This is a genomic window from Mangrovimonas cancribranchiae (genome assembly GCF_037126245.1).
GTDB lineage: Bacteria > Bacteroidota > Bacteroidia > Flavobacteriales > Flavobacteriaceae > Mangrovimonas > Mangrovimonas cancribranchiae.
In genome coordinates, this window is the sequence record NZ_CP136925.1 from 3,050,061 (window position 1) to 3,074,595 (window position 24,535).

The 24,535-nt window shown below is 34.0% G+C and carries 19 protein-coding genes; 9 read left to right on the forward strand and 10 right to left on the reverse strand.

Annotated elements, in window-relative coordinates:
- Window positions 1-460: 460 nt before the first annotated feature.
- Genes nadD through R3L15_RS14130 form a run of 3 tightly spaced genes read right to left on the reverse strand, consistent with a single transcriptional unit; the run spans window position 461 to window position 2,477 of the window.
- The gene (gene nadD / locus R3L15_RS14120; RefSeq protein WP_338732434.1) at window positions 461-1,042 is read right to left on the reverse strand and encodes a nicotinate (nicotinamide) nucleotide adenylyltransferase; all 582 of its coding nucleotides are present in this window, start codon (window positions 1,040-1,042) and stop codon (window positions 461-463) included.
- Window positions 1,039-1,620, reverse strand: coding sequence for a guanylate kinase (gmk, locus tag R3L15_RS14125; RefSeq protein WP_338732435.1), 582 nt, complete (start codon window positions 1,618-1,620; stop codon window positions 1,039-1,041). The genes nadD and gmk overlap by 4 nt, the downstream gene beginning before the upstream one ends.
- On the reverse strand, window positions 1,620-2,477 hold the full coding sequence (locus tag R3L15_RS14130; RefSeq protein ID WP_338732436.1) for a YicC/YloC family endoribonuclease: 858 nt from the start codon (window positions 2,475-2,477) through the stop codon (window positions 1,620-1,622). The genes gmk and R3L15_RS14130 overlap by 1 nt, the downstream gene beginning before the upstream one ends.
- Window positions 2,478-2,649: 172 nt before the next feature.
- Between R3L15_RS14130 and R3L15_RS14135 the strand changes: the two genes are divergently transcribed.
- Window positions 2,650-3,126 (forward strand): acyl-CoA thioesterase, encoded by a 477-nt coding sequence (locus R3L15_RS14135; RefSeq protein ID WP_338732437.1) that lies wholly within the window; start codon window positions 2,650-2,652, stop codon window positions 3,124-3,126.
- Window positions 3,127-3,157: 31 nt separating this feature from the next.
- On the opposite strand, the gene R3L15_RS14140 is transcribed toward R3L15_RS14135, so the two are convergent.
- Both R3L15_RS14140 and R3L15_RS14145 read right to left on the reverse strand, forming a co-directional pair.
- Window positions 3,158-3,511 carry an arsenate reductase family protein gene (locus tag R3L15_RS14140; protein ID WP_405023541.1) on the reverse strand — a complete coding sequence of 118 codons (354 nt, stop codon included), beginning with the start codon at window positions 3,509-3,511 and terminating at the stop codon, window positions 3,158-3,160.
- A gap of 14 nt (window positions 3,512-3,525) precedes the next feature.
- Window positions 3,526-4,251, reverse strand: a complete 726-nt coding sequence (locus tag R3L15_RS14145; RefSeq protein WP_338732438.1) for a DUF3298 domain-containing protein — start codon at window positions 4,249-4,251, stop codon at window positions 3,526-3,528.
- Between the two features lie 100 nt (window positions 4,252-4,351).
- Between R3L15_RS14145 and R3L15_RS14150 the strand changes: the two genes are divergently transcribed.
- Window positions 4,352-5,491 carry a cystathionine gamma-synthase gene (locus R3L15_RS14150; RefSeq protein ID WP_338732439.1) on the forward strand — a complete coding sequence of 380 codons (1,140 nt, stop codon included), beginning with the start codon at window positions 4,352-4,354 and terminating at the stop codon, window positions 5,489-5,491.
- A gap of 73 nt (window positions 5,492-5,564) precedes the next feature.
- Here the strand turns inward: R3L15_RS14150 and R3L15_RS14155 are convergent, their stop codons facing one another.
- Window positions 5,565-6,395 (reverse strand): THC0290_0291 family protein, encoded by an 831-nt coding sequence (locus R3L15_RS14155; RefSeq protein ID WP_338732440.1) that lies wholly within the window; start codon window positions 6,393-6,395, stop codon window positions 5,565-5,567.
- Between the two features lie 233 nt (window positions 6,396-6,628).
- Here R3L15_RS14155 and gdhA point away from each other — a divergent pair, with 233 nt between their 5' ends.
- The 4 genes from gdhA (at window position 6,629) to R3L15_RS14175 (ending at window position 13,571) form a co-directional block, all read left to right on the forward strand.
- Window positions 6,629-7,972, forward strand: coding sequence for an NADP-specific glutamate dehydrogenase (gene gdhA, locus R3L15_RS14160; protein ID WP_338732441.1), 1,344 nt, complete (start codon window positions 6,629-6,631; stop codon window positions 7,970-7,972).
- Window positions 7,973-8,095: 123 nt separating this feature from the next.
- A complete protein-coding gene (locus tag R3L15_RS14165) occupies window positions 8,096-10,441 on the forward strand; it encodes a two-component regulator propeller domain-containing protein (protein ID WP_338732442.1) in 2,346 nt (781 codons plus the stop codon).
- Window positions 10,441-11,157, forward strand: coding sequence for a DNA repair protein RecO (gene recO, locus R3L15_RS14170; protein WP_338732443.1), 717 nt, complete (start codon window positions 10,441-10,443; stop codon window positions 11,155-11,157). The genes R3L15_RS14165 and recO overlap by 1 nt, the downstream gene beginning before the upstream one ends.
- 8 nt (window positions 11,158-11,165) lie before the next feature.
- Window positions 11,166-13,571: a TonB-dependent receptor domain-containing protein gene (locus R3L15_RS14175; RefSeq protein WP_338732444.1), complete on the forward strand. Its 2,406-nt coding sequence runs from the start codon at window positions 11,166-11,168 to the stop codon at window positions 13,569-13,571.
- A gap of 53 nt (window positions 13,572-13,624) precedes the next feature.
- Here R3L15_RS14175 and R3L15_RS14180 read toward each other — a convergent pair whose 3' ends face one another.
- On the reverse strand, window positions 13,625-18,448 hold the full coding sequence (locus R3L15_RS14180) for an InlB B-repeat-containing protein (RefSeq protein ID WP_338732446.1): 4,824 nt from the start codon (window positions 18,446-18,448) through the stop codon (window positions 13,625-13,627).
- 116 nt (window positions 18,449-18,564) lie between these two features.
- Here R3L15_RS14180 and R3L15_RS14185 point away from each other — a divergent pair, with 116 nt between their 5' ends.
- On the forward strand, window positions 18,565-19,038 hold the full coding sequence (locus R3L15_RS14185) for a regulatory protein RecX (RefSeq protein ID WP_338732448.1): 474 nt from the start codon (window positions 18,565-18,567) through the stop codon (window positions 19,036-19,038).
- A gap of 46 nt (window positions 19,039-19,084) precedes the next feature.
- Here the strand turns inward: R3L15_RS14185 and R3L15_RS14190 are convergent, their stop codons facing one another.
- From R3L15_RS14190 to R3L15_RS14200, 3 genes are all read right to left on the reverse strand, one after another.
- On the reverse strand, window positions 19,085-19,615 hold the full coding sequence (locus R3L15_RS14190; RefSeq protein ID WP_338732450.1) for a DUF6646 family protein: 531 nt from the start codon (window positions 19,613-19,615) through the stop codon (window positions 19,085-19,087).
- Between the two features lie 40 nt (window positions 19,616-19,655).
- On the reverse strand, window positions 19,656-20,525 hold the full coding sequence (locus R3L15_RS14195; protein WP_338732451.1) for a cupin-like domain-containing protein: 870 nt from the start codon (window positions 20,523-20,525) through the stop codon (window positions 19,656-19,658).
- A 61-nt stretch (window positions 20,526-20,586) separates the two neighbouring features.
- A complete protein-coding gene (locus tag R3L15_RS14200) occupies window positions 20,587-22,404 on the reverse strand; it encodes a TonB-dependent receptor domain-containing protein (protein WP_338732452.1) in 1,818 nt (605 codons plus the stop codon).
- 77 nt (window positions 22,405-22,481) lie between these two features.
- Between R3L15_RS14200 and R3L15_RS14205 the strand changes: the two genes are divergently transcribed.
- Both R3L15_RS14205 and R3L15_RS14210 read left to right on the forward strand, forming a co-directional pair.
- Entirely contained in the window at window positions 22,482-23,972 is a 1,491-nt protein-coding gene (locus R3L15_RS14205) for a PLP-dependent aminotransferase family protein (protein ID WP_338732453.1), read from the forward strand.
- A gap of 53 nt (window positions 23,973-24,025) precedes the next feature.
- A complete protein-coding gene (locus R3L15_RS14210) occupies window positions 24,026-24,535 on the forward strand; it encodes a DUF2975 domain-containing protein (RefSeq protein WP_338732455.1) in 510 nt (169 codons plus the stop codon).

The following is a 24,535-nucleotide window of genomic DNA, read 5'->3' on the forward strand; positions in this document are numbered from 1 at the left end:
CTATTATTTCATATTCTAATTCACCATTTTTCAAGCGTAGTATTTTGTTGTCATTTGTAATATGGTATTCAATACCATTGTATACTAATTTAGAATTAATATTACTGCCATTTTTATAGAATAAAGCGCCTTAGTTAGAATTACTTGTAGATTTGTTTATATCGTTTGTGATGTCATTTGAACAACTATTTACACATAAGACTAAGAAATAATTGTTAATAAAGATAAATTTTTCATAAGATTTTAACTTGATTGTTTTTTCAAAAAAAAAAGAGATAAAATCAAAATAAAATAGAAACCTTTTAAATTAAACAAAAATATTATAGCAATAGCATATTATTTATGGAGCAATTAAAGATCCTGATTTAATTTACCCAGGTCAAGTATTACGTATTCCTGCGTTGGACTAATACTTATTATTTAACATAAAAAGATAAAAGCTCCTTTTAAGGAGCTTTTATTATGACTTATAAAAATTCATTTCATCAATATATTCCCAAACGTTTTCAGGAAGCATGGGCTTAATATTTTTGCCTTCTTTTATGCTTGAGCGAATAAATGTGGAGGATAACTCCATTATGGGTGCGTTAATATGATGAATTTTTGTATGATCATCAAAACGTGTTTCAATACTTCCTTTTGAAATTCGTGGATACACATAAATATCATGATGTTCTAAAATAACCTGATAGTTTTTCCACTTATGAAAACTTTTTAAATTGTCTTCACCCATAATTAACGAGAACTCATGATTAGGGTGTTTTTCGTAAAGATGGGTTAAGGTATTAACAGTGTAATTGGGTTGTGGTAAATTAAATTCAATATTACTTGGTTCAAGTTTGTCGTAAGCTTCGGTGGCGCGATACACCATTTCGTAGCGATGATGATCATCTAACAACGAGCTTTTTTTCTTAAATGGGCTATGTGGCGTAATTACAAACCAAACTTTGTCTAAATCGCTAAACTCAACCATATAATTGGCAATAACTAAATGACCAATATGAATGGGATTGAAGGTGCCAAAGTATAACCCTATTTTCATGCCTTTTGTTTTATAAATTCCGAAACTAAATTATACGATTCTTCTAAAGCGTGTTCTAAAGTGTCGTTAATTACAATATGATCAAACAAAGGTGCTGTAGCCAATTCTGCAGAAGCTTTAGCAATACGCATATTGATTTTATCGTTGGTTTCTGTTTGACGTTTTTTAAGCCTGATTTTAAGTTCGTCTATACTTGGTGGTTTTACAAAAATGGCCAAGGTTTCCTTTGGAAATTTACGTTTAATACGTAAGCCGCCAGACACATCAATATCAAAAATAACGTGTTTGCCTTTTGCCCAAATACGTTCAACTTCGGTTTTTAGTGTACCATAAAAATTATCGCGATACACTTCTTCCCATTCTAAAAACTCATCGTTTTTAATTTTTTGCTTAAATTCTTCAAACGATAAGAAATAGTAATCTTTGCCATCAACCTCTTCACCGCGTTTATCGCGCGAGGTAGCCGAAATGGAAAACTCTAAGCCTAACTCTTTTTGTTTAAGTAAGTGCCTTACTATAGTAGTTTTTCCTGAGCCCGAAGGTGCCGAAAACACAATAAGTTTGCCCTCTTGTTGCATTACAGTACGTTTAAAAGTTGTTCTTTAATTTTTTCTAGCTCGTCTTTCATTTGAACGACTAATTTTTGCATAGGTGCGTAATTAGATTTTGACCCAATGGTATTAATTTCACGCCCCATTTCCTGGCCAATAAATCCTAGTTTTTTTCCGTTGGATTCTTTAGAGTTTAATACTTTTAAAAAGTAATCTAAATGATTTTTTAAACGTACTTTTTCTTCGGTAATATCATATTTTTCAATGTAGTAAACTAGTTCTTGCTCAAAACGATTTTCGTCTACTTTTTCTTTAATGTCTGCAATGCCTTTTTCCAAACGCGCTCTTACGCCTTCAATACGTTCGGGATCTATAGCGATAACATCGTCTAAAAGCTGACTAATGTTCTCTACACGATTTATAAAATCGGTTTCCAAACTTTTACCCTCGTCTATACGGTATTGTTCAATTTTTTTAAGTGTTTCATCAATAGCATTCGAAATAGTTTTCCATTCATCATCATCAATTTCGTCACGTTCTGTAGTTATGGCATCAGGTAAGCGCACGGCCATTTTTAAGAGTTCGGTTTCATTGCCATCAACAACCTCTTTTAGTTGTTTTATGTATTCTCTAACAACCGTTTTATTAATTTGAGAAGACGTGTCTTCGCCTGTAATTTCCATATATAATGAAAAATCCACCTTACCACGATTTAAAACCGATGCAATGCGTTTTCTTATCTCCAGTTCTTTTTCTCTGTAAACAGAAGGCATTCTAGCGTTTAAATCTAGGTTTTTACTGTTTAACGATTTTATTTCTAAGGAGATTTTTTTGGTAGGAAGTTGTACCACGGTTTTCCCATAACCTGTCATAGATTGAATCATACACTAATTGTATTGCATCCCACAAAGTGGGCTTTATTCCCAAACACGTCATGCGAAAGGGTATATTTATTTTGCGCAAAGGTAACAAATTGCTAGGTTTTTTTAAGGATGTTAAACTGTTATGCTTGCATAATAAAATTCCATACTTTTGTGGAAACCCAAAACGACACTTATGTTTAAAAAAGAATTTGAAATCCGTTGGAGCGATGTAGATGCTAACAGACATTTAGCAAATAGTGCTTACACCAATTTTATGAGTCATACTAGAATGGCTTTTTTAATTGAAAGCGGCTTTGGTATGAAGGAACTTGCTAAGTATAATATTGGACCAGTGGTATTTTACGAGCATATGTTTTATTTTAAAGAAGCGTTCATGGGAAAGCCTTTAACGGTAACCTTGGAGGTTTCTGGGCTAAGTGAAGATGGTACGTTTTTTATGTTCGACCATAATTTTTATAACCATAAAGGTGAGCATTTAGCACATTGCGAAATGTTAGGCGCTTGGATGGATTTAAAAGGACGTAAATTAACCGATTTGCCAGGAGATTTACTAGAAATAGCCAATGCATTTCCTAAAGCAAAACATTATAAAACACTTACTAAAGAAGATACAAGAAAACACGGTAAAAAGCCAGTAAATTTAAATTAACCTAGAATATAAAGTACGAGGTTGCTAAACGTTACATATTGCTTATAGCTTGTTTAGCAGCTTCGACGGTTTTTTTACTGTTGCCAATAAAAATTTGATTTTCAAGAAGTAATACAGGACGTTTTAAAAAGGTATAGTGCTCTAAAATGTAGTGCTTAAAATCTTTTTCGGTTAGCGTTTGGTCTTTTAACCCCATCTCTTTGTACAACTTGGCACGTTTACTAAATAGTGCTTCGTAACTACCAGCTAGTTTATGCATTTCGTCAAGTTGTTTTACGGTAATTGGTTCCGATTTGATGTCTTGCATAACAACATTACTAGGTAGATTTAACTCGTTAATAATTCTTGTACACGTATTACATGTTTTTAAGTAAAAAAATGTCATGATTTTTAAAGTTTTTATAAGGGCATTATTTTTAAAAAAGGTTCAGCTTCGTTATAAGGAATAACAAACTCTGTAATACCTTGTGCGTAAGAGGCTATTTCATATTGATTATACAAAATAATAACACCTATATCATTAAATCCAAAAGATTCTGGAAGTGTAAAACCTTGCCCAAAGAAGTAATTTTCAATAGTGTCGTTTTTATTGGTTTCAATTTCTTTTTTTAGGTGGGTTTCAACTAATTTACTAAATCCATCTATATTAGTGATAAGATCTGCTATAGCCATTAATTTTCCCGTTTCTGTATCAAAATTTAAAAAGTCTATTCTGTCGTTTCCGTGGGCGCCACCAGTATACATATAAGAGCTCATGCCAATGCAAATAATTTCTGGTGTTTGTAATAAAACTTCGCCTTCAATATTCACTTCCCATTCTTGTGGTGTTTCTGGGAAATCTGCTTTAAACTGTTTTAATTCATTATCAAATTTAGAAATAACCTCTTTTATAGAAAGGGTGTTAGACGTATCTTTAAAATTAATTTGTTGTGCAATATAGTGCTCTATTTTATTATTGATTTGTTTTGCAACAGTATGATTTTCTTTTGCTTTTGGGTATAAAATGTCAATATCGGCTGTGGTTTTTGGAGAGATAATAGATCCTTCAAAAGTAATGGAAATATCTTCTTCACAGGAAAACGTAAGAAGTGCTAACAGACTTAAAAAAGCGAGTCTTTTTATCATTATAGACAAGTTTTTGTTAAACATAGACTAAAGGTACTGCATCCATTTGAATAGACCGAATTAAACCTTAAATTTGTTGCAATAAGAAAAGAAATGATATATGAAATTTAACACAAAAACGATACACGGAGGTCAAGAACATGATAAAGCTTACGGTGCAGTAATGCCTCCAATTTATCAAACATCAACCTATGCGCAGTCTACTCCTGGAGGACACAAAGGATTTGAATACTCTAGGTCGCAAAACCCAACAAGATCGGCTTTAGAAAATGCTTTAGCAAGTATAGAAAATGGGAATTTTGGTTTAGCATTTGGGTCTGGTTTAGCTGCTATTGATGCCGTAATGAAACTCTTAAATCCTGGCGATGAGGTTATCTCGACAAACGACTTGTACGGTGGAAGTTATAGATTGTTTACAAGTATTTTTGAACGTTTTGGTATTAAGTTTCATTTTGTAGGCATGGAAAATGCTACAAATATTGAAAACTATGTAAATGATAATACAAAACTAATTTGGGTTGAAACGCCAACGAACCCAATGATGAATATTATTGACATTAAAGCAGCTGCTAACATTGCTAAAAAACACGATTTAATTTTAACAGTAGATAACACTTTTGCCACCCCGTATTTACAACAACCATTAGATTTAGGAGCTGATATAGTAATGCATTCTGCTACAAAATATTTAGGCGGTCATAGCGATGTCGTTATGGGTGCTTTGGTTGTAAAAGATAAAGAGCTTGCAGATAAGTTGTATTTTATCCAAAATGCTAGTGGTGCAGTTTGTGGGCCACAAGATAGTTTTTTAGTACTTCGCGGTATAAAAACACTTCATATTCGTATGCAGCGTCACTGCGAAAATGGTCGTGCTGTAGCCGAGTACTTGAATAATCACCCAAAAATTGAAAATGTTTATTGGCCAGGTTTTGAAAGTCATCCTAATCATAATATCGCAAAATCTCAAATGAGCGATTTTGGAGGTATGGTTTCTTTTACTACAAAAGGGAATAGTTACGAAGATGCAATTAAAATAGTTGAAAATTTAAAAGTGTTTACTCTAGCCGAATCTCTTGGAGGAGTAGAGTCTTTAGCAGGCCATCCAGCAAGTATGACACACGCTAGTATACCAAAAGAAGAACGTGAAAAAACAGGCGTGGTAGATTCGTTAATAAGATTAAGTGTTGGTATAGAAGATGAAGCCGATTTACTTGAAGATTTAAAACAAGCTATAGGATAACAGTAACCTATTTATAATATAAAAAAGCCTAAACTTAACTGTTTAGGCTTTTTTTAATATATAGTTTTTCTATCTAATCTAAATAATAAATATATCCAAAATTTAGCCACACTAACCAATCGTTATGTTTGTTGTAATCTAGTTGATGGTTAAACCCATCAATCCAATCGCTAAAGTAATATTGCCAACGTAAATCTAACATTAAATCGGACAACTTGGTAAGTTTATACCTTACTCCAACACTAGCTACAACAGACCAAGCATCGGTTGCTTCAGTATTAATAGGATACTCTCTTAATTCGCCAGGAGCTAAAGCAGGTAATTGAGACTCGTCTTCATACCAATAAGAATAAATCGAAGATTCATCCATAACGTTTCCGCTACCATAAGTGGTTTGTGCTTTAGGTCTAGAAGAGGTGTAGTGAGCTCCTAAACTAACAAAAGGCGCAAAACGGTAACTAAATGCTTGGAATGATCTAATACTTAACGGGAAGTATTCAAGTTGCATACCAATATCAAAATTTTGAGCTTCTCCTGTATGTGCTCTTAACTTATCTGCATTATCACTTGTTCTGTCTGGAGCAACCCAACGCCCATAGTGCTTAAGTTTTGTTTTATTCCAAGAAATTTCACTTCTTAATTTAAAATGATCGTTAAAATACGTGTCGGTCGAGTAACAATTACAATCTGCTCTATAAGAGAAATTTATATAATGAATAATGCCGACACCTATGCCTGTATTGCCAAAGTTTGTTTCTTCATTATTACGGATACCGTAATCCGATCTAAATTGTACAGGACCTACAATAGCTCCAATTTCATGAGAAAATCCCAATTGGGAAAACCCTAATTGAATTCCGCTTACAAACAGGGCTAAGGCGGATAAATATTTTAAATTCAGCATAGTATGGTATCAAAAATAGAGCACTTAATGTAACAAATATAGCAAAACCCTAAAAGCTACCAAATTAAATGTTTAAATGAGATATCTTTATTTTTATAAAGATTTATTGGAATTTGATAATCTAGGGTTAAATAAATATGAAATTTTAAAAAAAATCTTTTCTTTTTTAAAGATACCGTATATTTGCTCTTTATTATTTTACATTCAATAACAATATCATAATTTAAAGATAAATGAGAGATAAAGTAGAAGCATTTTTAGAACAGGTAAAGGTCAGAAATGGGCACGAACCTGAGTTTTTACAAGCCGTTGAGGAAGTTGCAGAAACTGTAATACCTTACATAGTAAAGCATGACATTTATTTTGGTAAAAATATTCTTTTAAGAATGGTTGAGCCAGAACGTGTTATATCTTTTAGAGTTTGTTGGGTAGACGATGCAGGAGAAATACAAGTTAATAGAGGGTATAGAATTCAAATGAATTCTGCTATTGGGCCATATAAAGGTGGTTTAAGGTTTCATCCAACGGTTAACTTAAGTATTTTAAAGTTTTTAGCGTTCGAGCAAGTGTTTAAAAACAGTTTAACCACGCTACCAATGGGTGGCGGAAAAGGTGGTAGTGACTTTGATCCTAAAGGAAAAAGTGATGGCGAAATAAGACGTTTTTGCCACGCCTTCATGTCGGAACTATTTAGACACATAGGTCCAAATACCGATATTCCTGCAGGAGATATAGGAGTAGGTGCTCGCGAAATAGGGTATCTATTTGGAATGTATAAAAAAATTAGAAATGAATTTACAGGAGTGCTTACAGGAAAAGGATTGTCTTGGGGAGGCTCTTTAATTAGACCAGAAGCCACAGGTTATGGTAATGTGTATTTTGCTAACAGTATGCTAAATACAAAAGGCGATTCTTTTAATGGTAAAAATGTAGTGATTTCTGGTTCTGGTAATGTAGCGCAGTTTGCTGCAGAGAAAGTTATTCAATTAGGAGGAGTCGTTTTAACCATGTCAGATTCATCAGGATTTATTTATGACAAGGATGGTATTGATGAGGAGAAACTTGCACATATCATGTACCTTAAAAATGATAAAAGAGCTAGAATACATGAGTATTTAGAAAAATATCCAAATGCCGAATTCCACAAAGGAGAAACGCCTTGGGGTGTTAAGTGTGATATAGCACTTCCTTGTGCAACACAAAACGAATTACACGAAGAAGATGCAAAAAAATTAGTAGAAAATGGATGTATATGTGTTAGTGAAGGTGCTAATATGCCATCTACAAAAGGCGCTATAGAAGTGTTCCATAATGCCAAAATATTTTTTGCGCCAGGAAAAGCATCAAATGCTGGTGGTGTAGCAACTTCAGGTCTTGAAATGACTCAAAATTCATTGCGCTTTAACTGGACAAGAGAAGAAGTAGATAAAAAATTACAAGAAATTATGGAAGATATTCATAAATCTTGTATTGACTTTGGTACAGAAGAAGATGGTTATGTAAACTATGTAAAAGGAGCCAATATAGCAGGATTTGTAAAAGTAGCAGATGCTATGTTAGCACAAGGCGTTATATAACCTAATAATTACAATAATTTTTTTTAAAAAGCTTCCTTTTAAAAGGAGGCTTTTTTATTATATCTATATGTTTTTAATATAAAACTCGTTATATATAAATATATTTGAACTTTTAAGTAGGCTATGAAACGTAAAATTCTAGTAATTGTTATAACACTTTTCGCAACATTAATGCAGTCTCAAGACTATTCTGCACTTTGGGAAGGGCATTATTCATATTTAAATATTAAAGATACTTCTAGAAGCGAAAATAAAATTTATGCAGCAGCTGAAAACGCTATTTTTACTTATGATGTTAATACGTTTGAAATTGAAAAAATATCGACTATAAATGGACTTTCAGGAGAAAACATTTCTACAATTCACTACAGTCAAAATTATGGACTGTTATTAATCGGTTACGATAATGGCTTGATAGAAATTGTTATCGATGGAGAGGTAAATGTTTTAACGGTAGTAGATATTTTAGATAAACCTACAATACCACCTACAAATAAGCGTATTAATCATTTTAATGAGTACAATGGAGTTGTTTATATTGCTACCGATTTTGGAATATCGGTTTACGATTTAGCTCGTTTAGAATTTGGAGACACCTATTACATAGGCAACAATGGCGCTCAAATACGTGTAGAACAAACCACTGTCCATGACGATTATATTTATGCGGCATGTTTTGATGGTAATGGCCTTAAACAAGCCTTAGTTGCGAGCGATAATTTAATAGATTCTCAAGAATGGAGTATGATTGCTGGAGGAAATTTTGTAAGCGTACAAGAACATTTAGATAATGTATTTGCGATAAGAGGAAATAGAAGAGTATATAGAATTGAAAACGGAACTTTAAATCAGTTAACCATTTTAAACGCCCCTATTTTAGATGTCAAATCAAACGATGATTATTTCTTAATAACAACCCAAAATGATGTGTATGTTTACGATGTAAACTTCAATTTAATACTTAACGCAACATTTAACGAAGAGTTAAATACAAGTTTTACATCAGCAAGTTTTCATTCAGGGTTTTTATATATAGGAACAGAAAATCACGGTATTTTAAAAACAGCTTTAATTGATGGCGTTATCTTTGAAGAAATCCATCCTGATGGCCCACTATTAAATAACTCCTTTGCAATAGAAGCTTCAGCGAATAACCTTTGGGTAACTTTTGGCGATTATACACTAACTTATCTTCCCTCTCCTTTAAGAAATAGAGGTATAAGTCATTTAACAGGAGATGATTGGGTAAACATTCCTTCTAATAGTGTTTTAGGAGCAAGAAACCTTAACAAAATAGCAGTAAACCCTTTTAATAACAACCAAGCTTATATAAGTTCGTTTCATGATGGATTATTAGAAGTAGTAAACAACTCGCCAACTGTTTTATTTAATGAAGACAATAGTGGTTTGGAGTCTTTAGTTATAGAGTCTTCTCCTAATTATAAAAGTATTCGCGTAAGTGCATCAAAGTTTGATTCTAATGGTGTATTATGGACAATGACAGGACGTGTTGCAAGACCTTTAAAATCTTATGACCCAACAACCGGTCAATGGCAAGGCTACGACTTTACCGAACTAATCCCAGATGCTTTAGGTGGAGAATGGGGATATAGCGATATAGAAATAGATAATAATGGAACGAAATGGATAGGCGGATATAATTATGGATTAATAGGATTTAATAATAATAATGGGGTACAATTAAAAAGTTTAAACTCTGAAGAGGATAACATGTCTAATGCGTTTGTAACAAGTTTAGCGTTAGATAACAATAATCGTATTTGGGTAGGAACGTTTAGTGGGTTAAGAGTGCTTTACAATACCAGTAATTTTTTTAATGAAGATGTTCAAGTAGAAGAGATTATAATTCTTGATGCTAATGGGCAACCTGCAGAGCTATTATACCAACAAGCTATTTCCGATATTGAAGTTGATGGCGCCAATAACAAATGGGTAGGCGTTACAGGTTCGGGGTTGTTTTACTTTTCTCCAGATGGACAAGAAACCATTTTTCACTTCACAAAAGATAACTCTCCATTGCCATCAAACAATGTTATTGATGTTTCTATAGATGATACTAGCGGTAAAGTGTATATCGCTACCGACAAAGGTTTGTTAGCTTATGGGTCTGGAAGCTCTGGCACCGAAGAAGATTTTGAAGAAGCGTTTGTTTACCCTAATCCTATAAGGCCAGATTTTAATATGGCAGAAAAGAAAGTAAAGCTTAGAGGGTTGCCAGAAAATGTTAATATAAAAATTACCGATATAGAGGGTAATCTGGTAGCCGAAGCCCAATCAAATGTTAATTTAAGATACAAAGGCTACCATTTAGAAATTGATGGCGGCTCTGCTTTTTGGGATGGGAAAAATTTAGCAAATAACACCGTTGCATCAGGGGTGTATTTAGTCATGTTAACCGATTTAGACTCTCTAGAAACAAAAGTCTTAAAATTAATGGTAATTAGATAATGCAAGCCTCTACTCGTGCCATTGTTTTATCAAAAATTAAATACAGAGATAGCGATTTAATTGTAAAATGCTATACCGAAACATTTGGAACAGTAAATTATATTATAAGAGGCGTTTTTAAATCTAGAAAAGGACATCAAAAAGCCGCTTATTTCCAGTTATTGTCTCAGCTAAACCTGGAAGTTGTTCATAAAAACACCTCATCTTTACAGTCTGTAAAAGACATGAAAGTAGATCATGTTTATTCCAGCATTCATACCAATGTGTTAAAAAGCTCTATTGTCATGTTTCTTTCCGAAATTTTAAGCCAAGTTCTTAAAGAAGAAGAAAAAAACGCAACATTATACAGTTTTATAGAACATGCAATGTTATGGTTGGATACAGAACATAAATTTTCAAACTTTCATTTATTTTTCTTATTAAAACTAACCAAGCATTTAGGGTTTTATCCAGATACCTCAAACTTGTCTGCTAATTACTTTAATTTAGTAGAAGGCGAATTTCAAAACAATCCTAATAAATTTGCTGTTTCTGGAAATAATTTAATGATTTTAAAATCTATGTTAGGCATAGGTTTTGAGGGATTAAATAATATAAAAATGGATGCTTTACAAAGACAAAACTTTTTAAATGTCCTTTTAATGTATTACGAATTACACATAGAAGGCTTTAAAAAACCAAAATCTTTAAGTGTATTACACCAAGTATTTAACTAACAAACCCTATGAAATATTTTTGGACACTAGTTTTTTTTCTAATTGTTGGTGTTGCGTTTTCTCAACAAATTAAAGTATTAGATAAAGTCACCAAACAACCTATTCCAGGAGTAACTATTTATAATACATTAAAAAACATCTCTACAATTACTAATTTTGATGGTGAAGCTAATATTTCAGAGTTTTTAGAAAACGATAACATCATATTTAACCATATGCTTTATCAAGATTTAAGTATGAAAAAATCGCAGATAGGAAGCATTGTTTACCTAACACCTACGGTGGAAGGTCTTGATGAAGTGTTTATAGCTGCGTCTAAATTTGAGCAAAAGAAAAAAGACATTCCTCAAAAAATAATAAGTATTCATAAAGAAGATATAGCATTTAACGCACCACAAACTAGTGCCGATTTATTAGAAAACACAGGAGCTGTTTATGTGCAAAAAAGTCAATTAGGTGGTGGCAGCCCCATGATAAGAGGATTCTCAACAAACAGACTTCTTATAACAGTAGATGGTGTGCGTATGAACAATGCCATTTTTAGAAGCGGAAATTTACAAAACGTTATTTCTATCGATCCTTTTTCTGTAGCACGAACAGAAATTAGTCTTGGTGCGGGATCGGTTGTTTATGGTAGCGACGCTGTTGGTGGCGTTATGGGGTTTTACACTAAAAAGCCCCAATTGTCTTATACCAATACTCTTAAATTAGAGGTAAATACTACAGCGCGATATGCCACAGCAAATCAAGAAAAAACAGGCCATTTTGATGTTAATTTTGGCTTTAAAAAATGGGCATTTTTAACCAGTGTAAGTTATAGTGATTTTGATGATTTACGAATGGGAAGCCATGGCCCAAAAGATTATTTAAGACCCGAATATGTGGTGCAAGATCATACCGGAAATGATTATATAAAGCACAACGATAACCCAAAAGTACAAAAACCAACAGGCTACAATCAAACACATGTCGTGCAAAAGGTGGCATTTCAACCAAACAATAACGTAACTTTTGATTTAGGGTTGCATTTTTCCGAAACATCGAATTACCCAAGATATGATAGATTAATTCGTTATCGTGGTGAAAATTTACGATCTGCAGAATGGTATTATGGCCCTCAAAAATGGTTTATGGGAAATCTTCAATTTACTAAATTAAGTAGCCGTTCAAATTTATACGATAAAGTGCAAACCACTTTAGCTTATCAAAGTTTTACAGAAAGTAGGCATGACAGGGATTATCAGTCATCAATAAAAAACATACGAGAAGAACAAGTTGATGCGCTTTCGTTTAATGCCGATTTTGAAAAACTACTTTCTCAAAAAACCGAGTTGTTCTATGGTGCTGAATATGTATTTAATAAAGTAAGCTCCAAAGGAAAAGAGCAAAATATTGTAAATGGAATAACTAACAATACTGTATCTAGATATCCGGACAATTCAAATTGGCAATCGGCAGCAGCTTATCTAAACTTGAAGTACAAACCACGCGAGCAATTTATTTTACAATCGGGGCTTCGTTATAATTATATAAGTACGTATGCCGACTTTTCCGATAATAATACCTTTTTAAACTTACCTTTTAACGACACAAAAATCAATTCTGATGCGTTAACAGGTTCTTTGGGAGTTAGTTGGATTCCTAATGAAGTTATGCGATGGAAAATCCATACATCAACAGCCTTTCGAGCACCTAATATAGATGATGTAGGTAAGGTTTTCGATTCAGAACCGGGCTCTGTAGTGGTGCCAAACAACCATTTAAAACCAGAATATGCTTATAATGCTGAAATAGGTCTTGGACTTAATTTTAATCAAATATTTTTAATAGATCTGGCCACTTATTATACCTATTTAGATAATGCGCTTGTACGTAGAGATTATAGTTTAAACGGCGAATCACAAATTATGTATGATGGGGAGTTAAGTAATATTCAAGCGATTCAAAATGGGTCTCATGCTAATATTTATGGGTTTGAAATGGGGCTTCAATTACATATTAGCAATCAATTAAAATTAACATCCCAATATAATGTTATAGGAGGTAATGAAGATGATAATGGCAAAGACGTTCCTGTAAGACATGTAGTGCCACAATTTGGGAATACTCATGTTATCTGGGAAAATAAAAAACTTAAAGTTGATTTTTATGCAAATTATAATGGCGAATTATCGCATAATCAATTAGCACTTTCAGAACAAGGTAAAGCTTATATGTATGCGTTAGATGCTAATGGTAATCCTTATGCACCGTCATGGTATACGGTTAACCTTAAAACGAAATATAACTTGTCGCCATCTACAACAATTATAGCAGGTTTAGAGAATATTACCGACCAGCGTTATAAAACGTATTCTTCTGGAATAGCTTCTGCTGGGAGAAATTTTTTAGTATCCCTAACGTATAGTTTATAACTAAAAAAAGCACTGTGTTCTACAGCGCTTTTTTTAGTCATAGTTACTTTGACTTATTTCTTTATCGCTTTTTTATTAATAACTTGTCCGTTAGCCAAGGTTATTTTAGCAATGTAAGTAGCACTACTTAAGTTAGATAAGTTGTGTGTTACTTTGCTAGAGTTAGTGCCTTGTAAAGTATAAATTTGTCTTCCAAGTAAATCTAAAATTTCAATAGAGGTAATTTTATGTCTGTCATTAACCGAAAATTGTACATTGTCGTTTTGTAGCTCAATGATTGTGAGGTTGTTGTTAGACAGTAAATTCTCCTCAACAGATAAAGAGGTTTCTCTAAACACAATTTCGAAACGGTTGTTAAATTCACCATTTTCAGAAGCAAAATGATAAGGTGCATTAGTTAAATTATGGATAAAGTTTAAATCATTATCTTTTAAATAAACGGTTTGTTCGCCATCAAACATACCATCAAAATAAGCAATGGCTATAGTGTAATTTCCTGCATTATCAAGTTCGTAACCTATTGGGAAAGTATCATCAATATGAAATGGATAACGTCCTTGTATGCTAAATTTCTCATTATTTATTAATGAATATAACTTTTGATTATCTGTTATGGCGTCATAAAGACGGTCTCTACCTGCGGTGGCATTAGCATTGTATCCTAATAATATGCGACCTAAAGATTGATTGTCATGAATTATATCAAGCCAAATACGATGACGTTCTGTATTAGCTTGTCTGTAAAACTGAGAGTTATCAAAAGCAGTACCTCGCATATTGTTTCTAAATTCTATTTGTTCAGTGGTTGTGGCACCATCAAGCATATTTACCATAAAGCTTTGCCCGGCGGCTATTACCGTTTGTCCAGGACCAGCACCACTACCTAAGGCATTATAAGGAATATAATCGCTAGCTGTATAGTTAGCACCAAAATCGTCATAAAATGGGTCAACAATCGCGGCATCGGGTAATGTGCCATGCGTCCAAAGATTTACAAAACCATCTAAAACAGTAGCGTTAGTAGTATTTGTTAAAAACTCGTAAGCATCTATTGCCGATGGGTATGGGTTTCCTATTAGGTTCCAATCATCATCATCGCTTGCAGCATCATCGCCTCTAGAAACATCAACGGTGAAATACCCATTAAAAGGTACCCCGTTGTTAAAGTTTGTTTCAAAATTTAAATCAGTACTTGAACTAGGTTCACCTTGGCCATTATTTCCTCTAACAATATAACCAACACCTTGTTCCATAGTTTCGCCAACGGCCGATACCCAGTTGCCTTGTCCACCATTAGGGTTTGTTATTGTTGGATCCCATTTATAAATGCGCGATGTAGAAGAAATATTACTAACGTTAAACCCAGAAATAGGTGAAGACCAGTAAACGTAATCTAAATTTCTTACCGATGCTAAGCGTTCCATGTTTAAAGTTCCTGTATTTACACTAAAGTCATCGCCTTGAACTAAAGATCCATTATTTTCTATGTTAAATGTACCATTATTAATTACGGATAGGTTTACATAAACATAGTCGTCGCTAGAAGTTGTAAGTGTTCTAGAGTTATTAATAGTTAAGTTACCGTTTGCATATAATTCTCCAGAAATGCCTGTGGTAAAATTGTTATCTAGTACGACATTAAAAAATTGCTCAGTAGTAATTGGCGGCAATGGTGGTTGTGGATTAAAATAAATTATTTGATCTGTGGTTCCTGTAAAAATAACAGTACCATTACCTTCTTCAAATGCTAGCGTTCCTTGGTTGTTAGTCCAGTCGCCATATAAATATAGTAAACCGTCGTCCGTAGCTGTACTACCATCATCCATATTTAATAAACTTGTAGGATTGGCGTCTATTTGTAAATTACCATGAACTTCTAGAATGTTATTGACGCTTCCAGATAAGTTAACGGTATGACCATCAATAGTTAAGTTATTACAACGGGCAATGTCGTTAAATTCATCTGAGTAATCAGCAGTATAATCAATAGTTGCTATATTGGAAGCTGAATCATCAACGGTAACATTAGTGGCATTTTTTGGTACAGCCAAACCTTCCCAATTAGCACAGTTAAACCAGTTAGTGTCTACATCGCCAACCCATTGTCCTGCAGGGTTGCTTGGGCTTATGGTAAATGTTTTTCCGGCACTTGAAGCGGAGTTATCTGTTGGGTCGAAATTATATGAACCTAGAGTCCAGTTACCAGCAACATCCGAGACATTATTTACAATGGTTCTTATGGTTGCTAGGCCATGCTCTTTATCGTTTTCATAATACCCTCTAATATCATATTCGCTTTCAACGTTAAAACAGCGTAATTCTGCAGGTAAACGTGATTCTCGATTCGTGCTACTACAAGCACTTGTTAAAGGTACCCAAGGTGTATCTATAGTAATACCGTGTAATAATACTCCAGAAAAGTAATAATTTGCTTCGTTGGCATCTATAGTACCATCTGAAATAAAATCACCTTGCATAAGGTATAATTGGTCAGCTCCACTTGTGGAGATATTTGCATATTGAAAAGGTTCAGACCTTATAACATTGGCACTGAAATCAGAGGTTCTAGTTGTTGTGGTTATACCTTCGGTTACACTAGCAGAAACAATAAAACTGTCGGACAATTCTACTTCAAAGCGGAGTACAGATCCAGCAGGAATAACAGAGGTTCCTGTGTAGGTTATTTTAGTTTCGAATGGCTCAGCTCCAGGATCATCACTTCCTCCTCCCCATTTTTGGGTTCTAACATTAGCTGGCGCACCAGCTTCATAACGTGAATTTACTAAAGAGAATTCTGTGCCAGCGGTAATGTCAACCAGAGTGGCAATTAAAAACTCATCGTTAGATCCAGATATAGAGCCATCATAGCCTACAAAAATAAGTTCTCCAGGGTTGAATATTGTTGACGTAGTTACCGATACTGTTGCCGAATTAGACGTTGTGCTTCCGCAGATATTGGTTACAATCACTTGGTATAAATTGCCATCATCAGCTAATTGAAGATTGTTAACAACTAGCACACTTAAATCGGTTCCTATGTTGGACCATGTACTGCCACCATCTGTCGATTCTTGCCACTGGTAACTTACAGCATTTGGACTAGACACCATAAACGATGCCGACCCGCCAACACCCGTTGTAATATCACTAGGATGTGTATCTATGGTTGGTGCTGATGACGTTACTGAAACATTATATGGGCCAATCTCACCATCCGACCAGCAACCTTCTATTGTGTTGTAGGCTCTTACATAATAATCGCCAGAAGTACTAACTGTTAAGTCGCTTGCAGCATCGTTTGCTAGATCTTCTCCTAACGATGCACTTTGCCAGTAGTAAACTACATTGGCAGGTGCCGTTCCCGAAAAACTTAATGTGGTATTAGCCGCACAAACAGGTGTTGCTCCAGAAATTGTTCCTGTAGGATCTGCTGGTGTGACACATGAATAACATGTCCATTCAATTTCATCAATGATGATATGACTTCCTGTTATGTTTCGTAATTCGATGGTAATATCACCAGATATATTAATTCCAGAAACAGAAAAGATATGTTCATTAAAATCATCAAAAGGAGTTGAGGTTCCTTGTGAAATACCATTGACAAAAAGCTCAACTTGTCTATCACCACTTCCTGTAAAACCTTTATAAAGCTTTACAGAAAAATCACCAATTCCATTAGGCACTAAACTTGATGAAATACTACTGTTGTCAGAGCTTCTTCTTAGCAAGAGGGCATTGCCATTAATTCCAGAACCATTAGCGTCACCATTTTCGTCTCTAGATTCAATGTAGGTCCAAGTTACTCCATTGTCTCCAATGTAACTATTATCACTATATGAAGCAGTAGCATTAGAATTATCAAAAGATTCAAAACCACAAGGCCCAGTATAAATTTCAAACGTTACGCTAATGGTATGTGCTTCACTTACATTAGTAAAATCGTAAGAGGTGACAGCACCTACCGATACGCCATCAACTAAAACATCTTGTACAGCATAACCAGCATCTGGTGTGATGGTATAGGTGATATCATCACCACAGTCTACTGTTGAAGTTCCGCTAGGAGAGATACTTCCATTGGCACCTGCAGATCCAGTAATATTAAAAGTATCCGCTATATAAACGGCTGTAATAGTATGGTCTGCTGTAACATTGGTAAAGGTATAAGGATTGGTGTTTCCAGCATTAGCGCCATCAACTAGCCAGTAATCAAACGTATGGCAGCTATCTGGCGTTGCTGTAAAGGCTTGATCGTCGTTATTGGCTACCCCAATTGTTCCTGGCGTAATTGTACCACCTGTTGCTTGTGTTACGGTTATGGTGTTGTCTGAGGTTGGGGTGCCATCAACAATAATATTGTCTAACCTATGATATTCAGCACTAGCATTATTATTTATAATTACCCTTATTTCAAGGGTTGTGCCTGTTAATCCTATCTGAGAAACAGTTGCATTAGTGAAGTCATCATTTAGATTACCATTAGTTTCAGCAGTTATCCAAGCACCACCATCTATTCTATATTCAGTATCAAAAATATCTCCAGACTCCATAGTTCCATTTTCCGATGCATCTAAACTAAAGTATACATTTGTATAAGCAGATATATTAATTGAGGGAGAATACCAAATTGCATCACCATCGATATCTCTTGCTTCAAAAACTTCATTTTCAACGCGAAACCAATCAGTGTTAGCACTTAAAATACTAGAGGAAATATCTATAGACCAAGTTACACCACTTAAATCTATAGTGGGGGTTGGTCCAGTTGCACCTTTGCCACTTTGTCCTGTAAAATCTTCATGGTATATCTGCCCAAATCCAGATACAATAAGGCTTAAAAAAGCTATTAATGAGAACGCGTATTTTTTAATCATAAGGGAAATTTTTTGCTATTAAAAAAAATAAGGCCTACAAATATATGTGAAATCGTCTACAAATCAAGTTGTTGAGGTTTATATATTATTAACAAAATGTTATTATTTTTACCCACATGCCACAACACAAAACATATACGGTTGATGAGGCCAAGCGAACCTTAGAAAATTACTGTGCTTACCAAGAGCGTTGCCATAAAGAGGTGGTTGATAAGTTGCAGCAAATGCATATGATTCCTCAAGCTATTGATGTTATTGTGTCGCACCTTATAGAAAATAACTATTTAAATGAAACACGTTTTGCCGAAGCTTTTGTACGCGGTAAGTTTAGATTAAAAAAATGGGGAAAACACCGACTTAAGCGTGAATTAAAACAACGCAATATTTCTACTTACAACATAACTAAAGCTTTAGCACAAATATCGGAGGTTGAATATTATGAAACATTTCATATGTTAGCATCTAAGCGTTTAAATGCTATAAAGGAAACAAATGCCTGGAAAAAGCGTAAAAAGCTTGCTAATTACTTATTGTATCGTGGTTGGGAATCGCATTTGGTTTATGAGAAAGTAAACGAGTTAATTCCATAAAAAAAGAGCCTTTTTTAGGCTCTTTTTTTATTCAAAATGCATGTTATTATAAATTAAAAACAGCGCCTAAATTAACCGTAAATTGGTTGTGAATATGCTCTGCGCGAGTTAGCTTGTCGTTGTATTTAGCAATAGGGAATTGGGCTTCGGAATAGACACCAAACCCATCGGTAAAAAAGTATCTTGCACCAACGTGTCCTCCAAAGTTTTTAAGACTAAGGTTTAATCCTGGATATAAATCGAAGTTCTCGTCTATATTTAATACATTACCAATATTGGCATTAAAACGTGCTTTTAAATCAAATCGATCTAAAAAACCGGCTTTTTCAACAATAGTTTTGCCATTAAGATCAACCACATCGTCTTCTAAACCATTAGAAATGCCTAACGCATAGGTAGATGTTATACCAACTGAGATATTTTCGCCTAAACCAAGATCGTAACTTACATTAACTCCTGTTGCACTATCTTGAAAGTTAGCGCCAACTTGTAGTTTTTGGTCTCCTTTTCCAGAAAAGGCTTGCCCGTTTGCAAAAGCAAAGGATAATAATGTGATAATAACAAGTAAATTTTTCATAATAAAGTGTTTATCTGTTTTTTTTGAGGGCGCAAATATATTATAAGTTTTTAATATAGCCGTTGGTCTTTTCTATGGCTTGGTCATTTTTCCAATCAATCCAACGTTGCCCTCTTAAACGTCGCATTAGGTTGTCGAAATGTCTCATGATAAAAATGTTGTAAAGCGCTTTGCTTAAATTTTTAGGACGCTTTGCTATAGTTCTTAGACTCATAGAAAAGCCAGGAGTCACATATTTCATGTAATGCCAATAACCTTCCGGCATATAAAGTACCTCGCCATGATTTAATTGTGTTTTAAATCCTTTGGCATATTGTAAGGCTGGCCATTGGTTAAAATCTGGGTTTGAAAAGTTAATATCTTCTCGCGTGATAAGCGAATGTGGTACTTTGTACAAGTATTTACTTTGGTCTTGATTAAAAAGAATGATTTCTTTTTCTCCTTCAAAATGAAAATGAAAAATGTTGGCCAAATCAATATCGTAATGCATAAATGTGTACGAGTCTTCACCACCAAAAAATAGCATAGGTAACCCTTTTAAGAATTTTAAACCTAATTTTGGGTATGAGAAATCCTTTTGTAACTGAGGGACTTCTTTTAGAATATTCCAAAGGAAAATGCGGTATTTGGTCGGTTCTTTTTTAAGCAAATCGACATAATCGCCCAAATTCATTTTGGTATGTGGCTCGTTAAACCCATCTTTATAATCTACTGGTCTGTCATCGTATAATGGTACTGTTTTATCGCCAGCAATGGTTTTTATATAGTCTAAATTCCATTTTGAAACGGCTGGCCAATCTTCAATAAACTGTTCTAAAACCACAGGTTTCTGTGGTTTGTAGTAGTGTTTTATAAAGTCCTCTTTGGAAATGTTTTTAACCCGAGGAATATCTTGAAGTTGTAATTTCAACGTCTCTTAAAATTTAAAAATCAAAGTTAAGAAAACGTTACTAAATACTATTTATGTTATGTTAAAACCTGTAATTAATACCAAAAATAACATTACCCTTTGGCATAGGAACTAAATTAGTTTCGTAATAATCTTGGTTAAAAATGTTATTAGCTATAAGTGATAGGTTTAACTTTTGGTTTATGGTTGCCGTAATGTTGGCATCAAGAACAATATACGATTGCCCTGTTGTGCGTTCTAGATATTTATAAACAATATTATGACTTAAATGTTTTATAAACGATGTTTTTAAAGTTCCTACAACTTGATGCTTTAAAGAGTTTATAGAATATCGTGAGAAATTATTAGCCACAGCTTTTACATCATCATCGATAAAGGTATATCCTAAAGAAATATTTTGAGGTAATTGCGCCAAATTAAAGGTATAATCTGTTTGTAACTCTACCCCTTTTGTGTTAACATCTCTTACATTAGTGGCTTGCCACAGATCGGTATCGTTTTCTTTTACAAAATCGATTAATTTTCTAGAGTCTCTATTAAATACAGTGGCAGTTGCCTGTAGTTTTCCTGAATTGAATTTTAAACCAATTTCTTCGGCTATGGCTTCTTCTGGATCAAGGTTTTCGTTTCCTAGGGTAGTTGGGTCGCTATAGTATAAATCGGTATATGTTGGAATTCTATACGTGTATCCTATGTTTCCGTACACGCGAAGTTTATCGTTTATTTGATAGCCTAAATCGATACCAGGGAAAGCATGGAATTTAAAATCGGAAAAATACGTTATTGCTACACCAGGTGTAATATCTAGGTTATCATCTAGTAACTTAAATTGGTGTTCCAAAAATACATTAGTCATAAATCTATCACGTTGTCCAAGATTGTTACTAGAAATATACACTTTGGCAAGATCTACACCAAAACCTGTAGTACCTAAGTTAGATTTGTACGATCCGTGTAATTCTGCACCAATTTTGTTGGTTTGGTGCAAGTTTCGGTAAACCGCTGGATTGTGCCTTATAAACACGTACATATCTTGGTTCCATTTCCAGTATAATCTTGGCTTAAGTGTAAGGTTTCCATTTCTGTAATTAGAAGAAACTCCTAGTAAGCTTGTTTTCGTTTCTTCGTATTGGTCTTTAGCACTTGGTGAGGCATAAAATCCGTTAGCACCAAAATCTCTTTCTTGATAGCTTGCCGTTACACTTATAGGCATTTTTTTATTTTGATTAAAGGTACTTTTTAAGAAATAGTTTCTGTTTTCATAATCGGTATTATAGCGGTAACCGTCTGAAGTATTAGAGGATGCATGCACGATATGTGACGATCCTTCGATATTAAACCCAAACGTACCATTTATTAATTGCTGGTTATTAGACCCTAATTGATACCCTACTGAACTTACCTTTTCTATATTACTTTTGGTAACAATGTTAATAGCGCCCGTAAAGGCATTTTGCCCAAAAACACGAGCAGCAGGCCCTTTTATTATTTCAATACGCTCAATAACATCAAGCGGTAAAGCCATATTAAGTGTGTGGTGTCCCGTTTGGGCATCGTCCATTTTCATACCATCAATTAATAAAAGCGTTTGATCAAAACCACCACCTCTTATGTAAAGGTCACCTTGCATACCATTCGAGCCACGACGTCTTATATCTACACCAGCTACTTGTTGTAATAAATCGGATACACTAGTTGCAGGACTTTCTTTAATATCTTTAGATGATATTACAGTAATGCTTCTTGAGTTTTCTTTAAACGGTAAATCAATTCTAGAGGATGTAATAACAACCGAATCTAGATCTTGCTGCTGTAATTCTTGTGCATAGCTTGTAAGTGTAACTAATACAAATAACCAAAAAAGGGATATAAACTTCATAATACTGTTAGTTCGTGTTTTTAACGCGGCAAAAGTCGTAACTTTCCGGATCATTAAAATAGTCCAGCTTTAAAACTATGAATAGTCCGGTTGAAAATTTATTAAAACGAGTCATTATTTTTGAAAAAGCACAACCTACAGCGGTTTACATTCAGATAGCCCAACAAATTATTAATGCTATTCAGCGTGGTTATTTACTTGAAGGTACAGCTTTACCCGGTACACGTAAATTTAGTGAGTTGTTGTCTATTAACAGAAATACAGCCGTAGCGGTTTACGAAGAATTAGCGTCACAGGGTTGGGTGGATATTGTTCCTAACAAAGGAACTTTTGTGCTTCTTCCAGAGAAAAAAACAGCCACAATAAAAGCTACAGTACATGGGATAGATCATGTAAGAGATTATCCAAAGCGTGCAGGATTTCCTTTTCAACCGTCACTTAATTTAGCTTCCACCCAAGAATTTTCAAGCTGTACTTATGGTATTAATGATGGGCGTCCCGATTTACGTTTACATCCTACACATCAATTTTCACGGTGGTATAGTGCTTCTATGAAACGCACGGGTTTAATTTCAAAATGGCATAGAGCAGGAGAGCAATCGTATAATTTTGGGAAATATTTAAGCAATTATTTAAACGCTACGCGGGGATTTCACATTACGCCCGCAAATATTATGAGTACGCGAAGTACCGAAATGAGCCTGTACATTGTGTCGCAATTATTAATAAAGCCTAAGGATGTTGTGCTAGTAGGTATCTTAAGTCATTATGAATCTAACATGATTTTTCAACAAGCGGGAGCTACAGTAAAAACCATTCCTGTTGATGATTATGGAATGGATGTTGACTTTATTAAAACACATTTTACAAAAGGCAGTATACGATGTGTTTACATATGTGCACATAGGCATTATCCAACAACGGTAACGTTAAGTGCCGAGCGACGTTTAAAACTATTGCAGTTAGCAAAAGCTTATAAGTTTGCTATTATAGAAGACGATTACGATTACGATTTTCAATTTGAAGGATCTGCCATGCAACCTATGGCAAGTTCCGATGCGCATGGTATGGTTATTTATTTAGGAAAGTTAGGGCAATCGTTGTTTCCTAGTTTTCAAATAGGGTTTGTTGTTGCCCCAGAGTATATAATTAATGAAGCTAAAAATTATTTACAGATATTAGATAAGCAAGGCGATTTAATACAGAAACAAATGTTATCTGAACTTATTGCCGAAGGAGAAATACACCGCTTAATTAAAAAAAATAGCACTGTTTATAAGCAACGATTAGATTATTTGTGCGATTGCCTTAAAAAGTATTTCAAAACAAAAATTGAATGTCAAAAACCCTCTGGCGGATTAGCCATTTGGTTACATTTCACTCCGAGAATATCGCTTGTAAAACTTGCCGAAAAGGCAAAAAAACATGATTTATTTCTACCTAAAACCATTTTATATCACAATAAAAACACCTGTGCTATTAGGTTTGGTTTTGGACATTTAAATGAAGATGAAATAAAAGAAGTGGTAAAAAAACTACAACAAGCTTATAATGATATTGTAGATTAAAATTATTGTTTTTCGATAATTTTTTTATATTTGTTATCGAAAAACAATAATTTATGAAAACTATCAAGCTTCTTAAAACAGCCATTGACATTTATTATTACTTGATGTTAATTGCTTTGGTCTTTGGTATAATAACCTTGCCTATTTTGCTGTTTACTAATCAAAGCTATCAAGTTAATATGTTTGATTCGGAACCAATTGATTTGGGTATGCTAGACACCTTGGAAACATTAATAATTGTGGTTTCCATGATTGCGGTATTGGGCATTTACTTTGTCGCGATACGTTTAATAAAACAAACGGTTGATATCATGTCGCATGGCAATTATTTTTCAGATGATGTAATAATAAATTTTAAAAAAATAGGCCGACTATTTATTGTGTGTGCCTTTGGTTTTTCCGTATTAAAACTCCTTATAAATCTTGTGCTATTTAGCCAGTTTTCAATAAACATAAATTCAACATTTATGATATTCTTGATTATGGGACTTTTTATGATGTTTTTAAGTGAGGCTTTTGCTTCGGCAAAACAAATGAAAGAAGAAAATAACTTAACCATATAA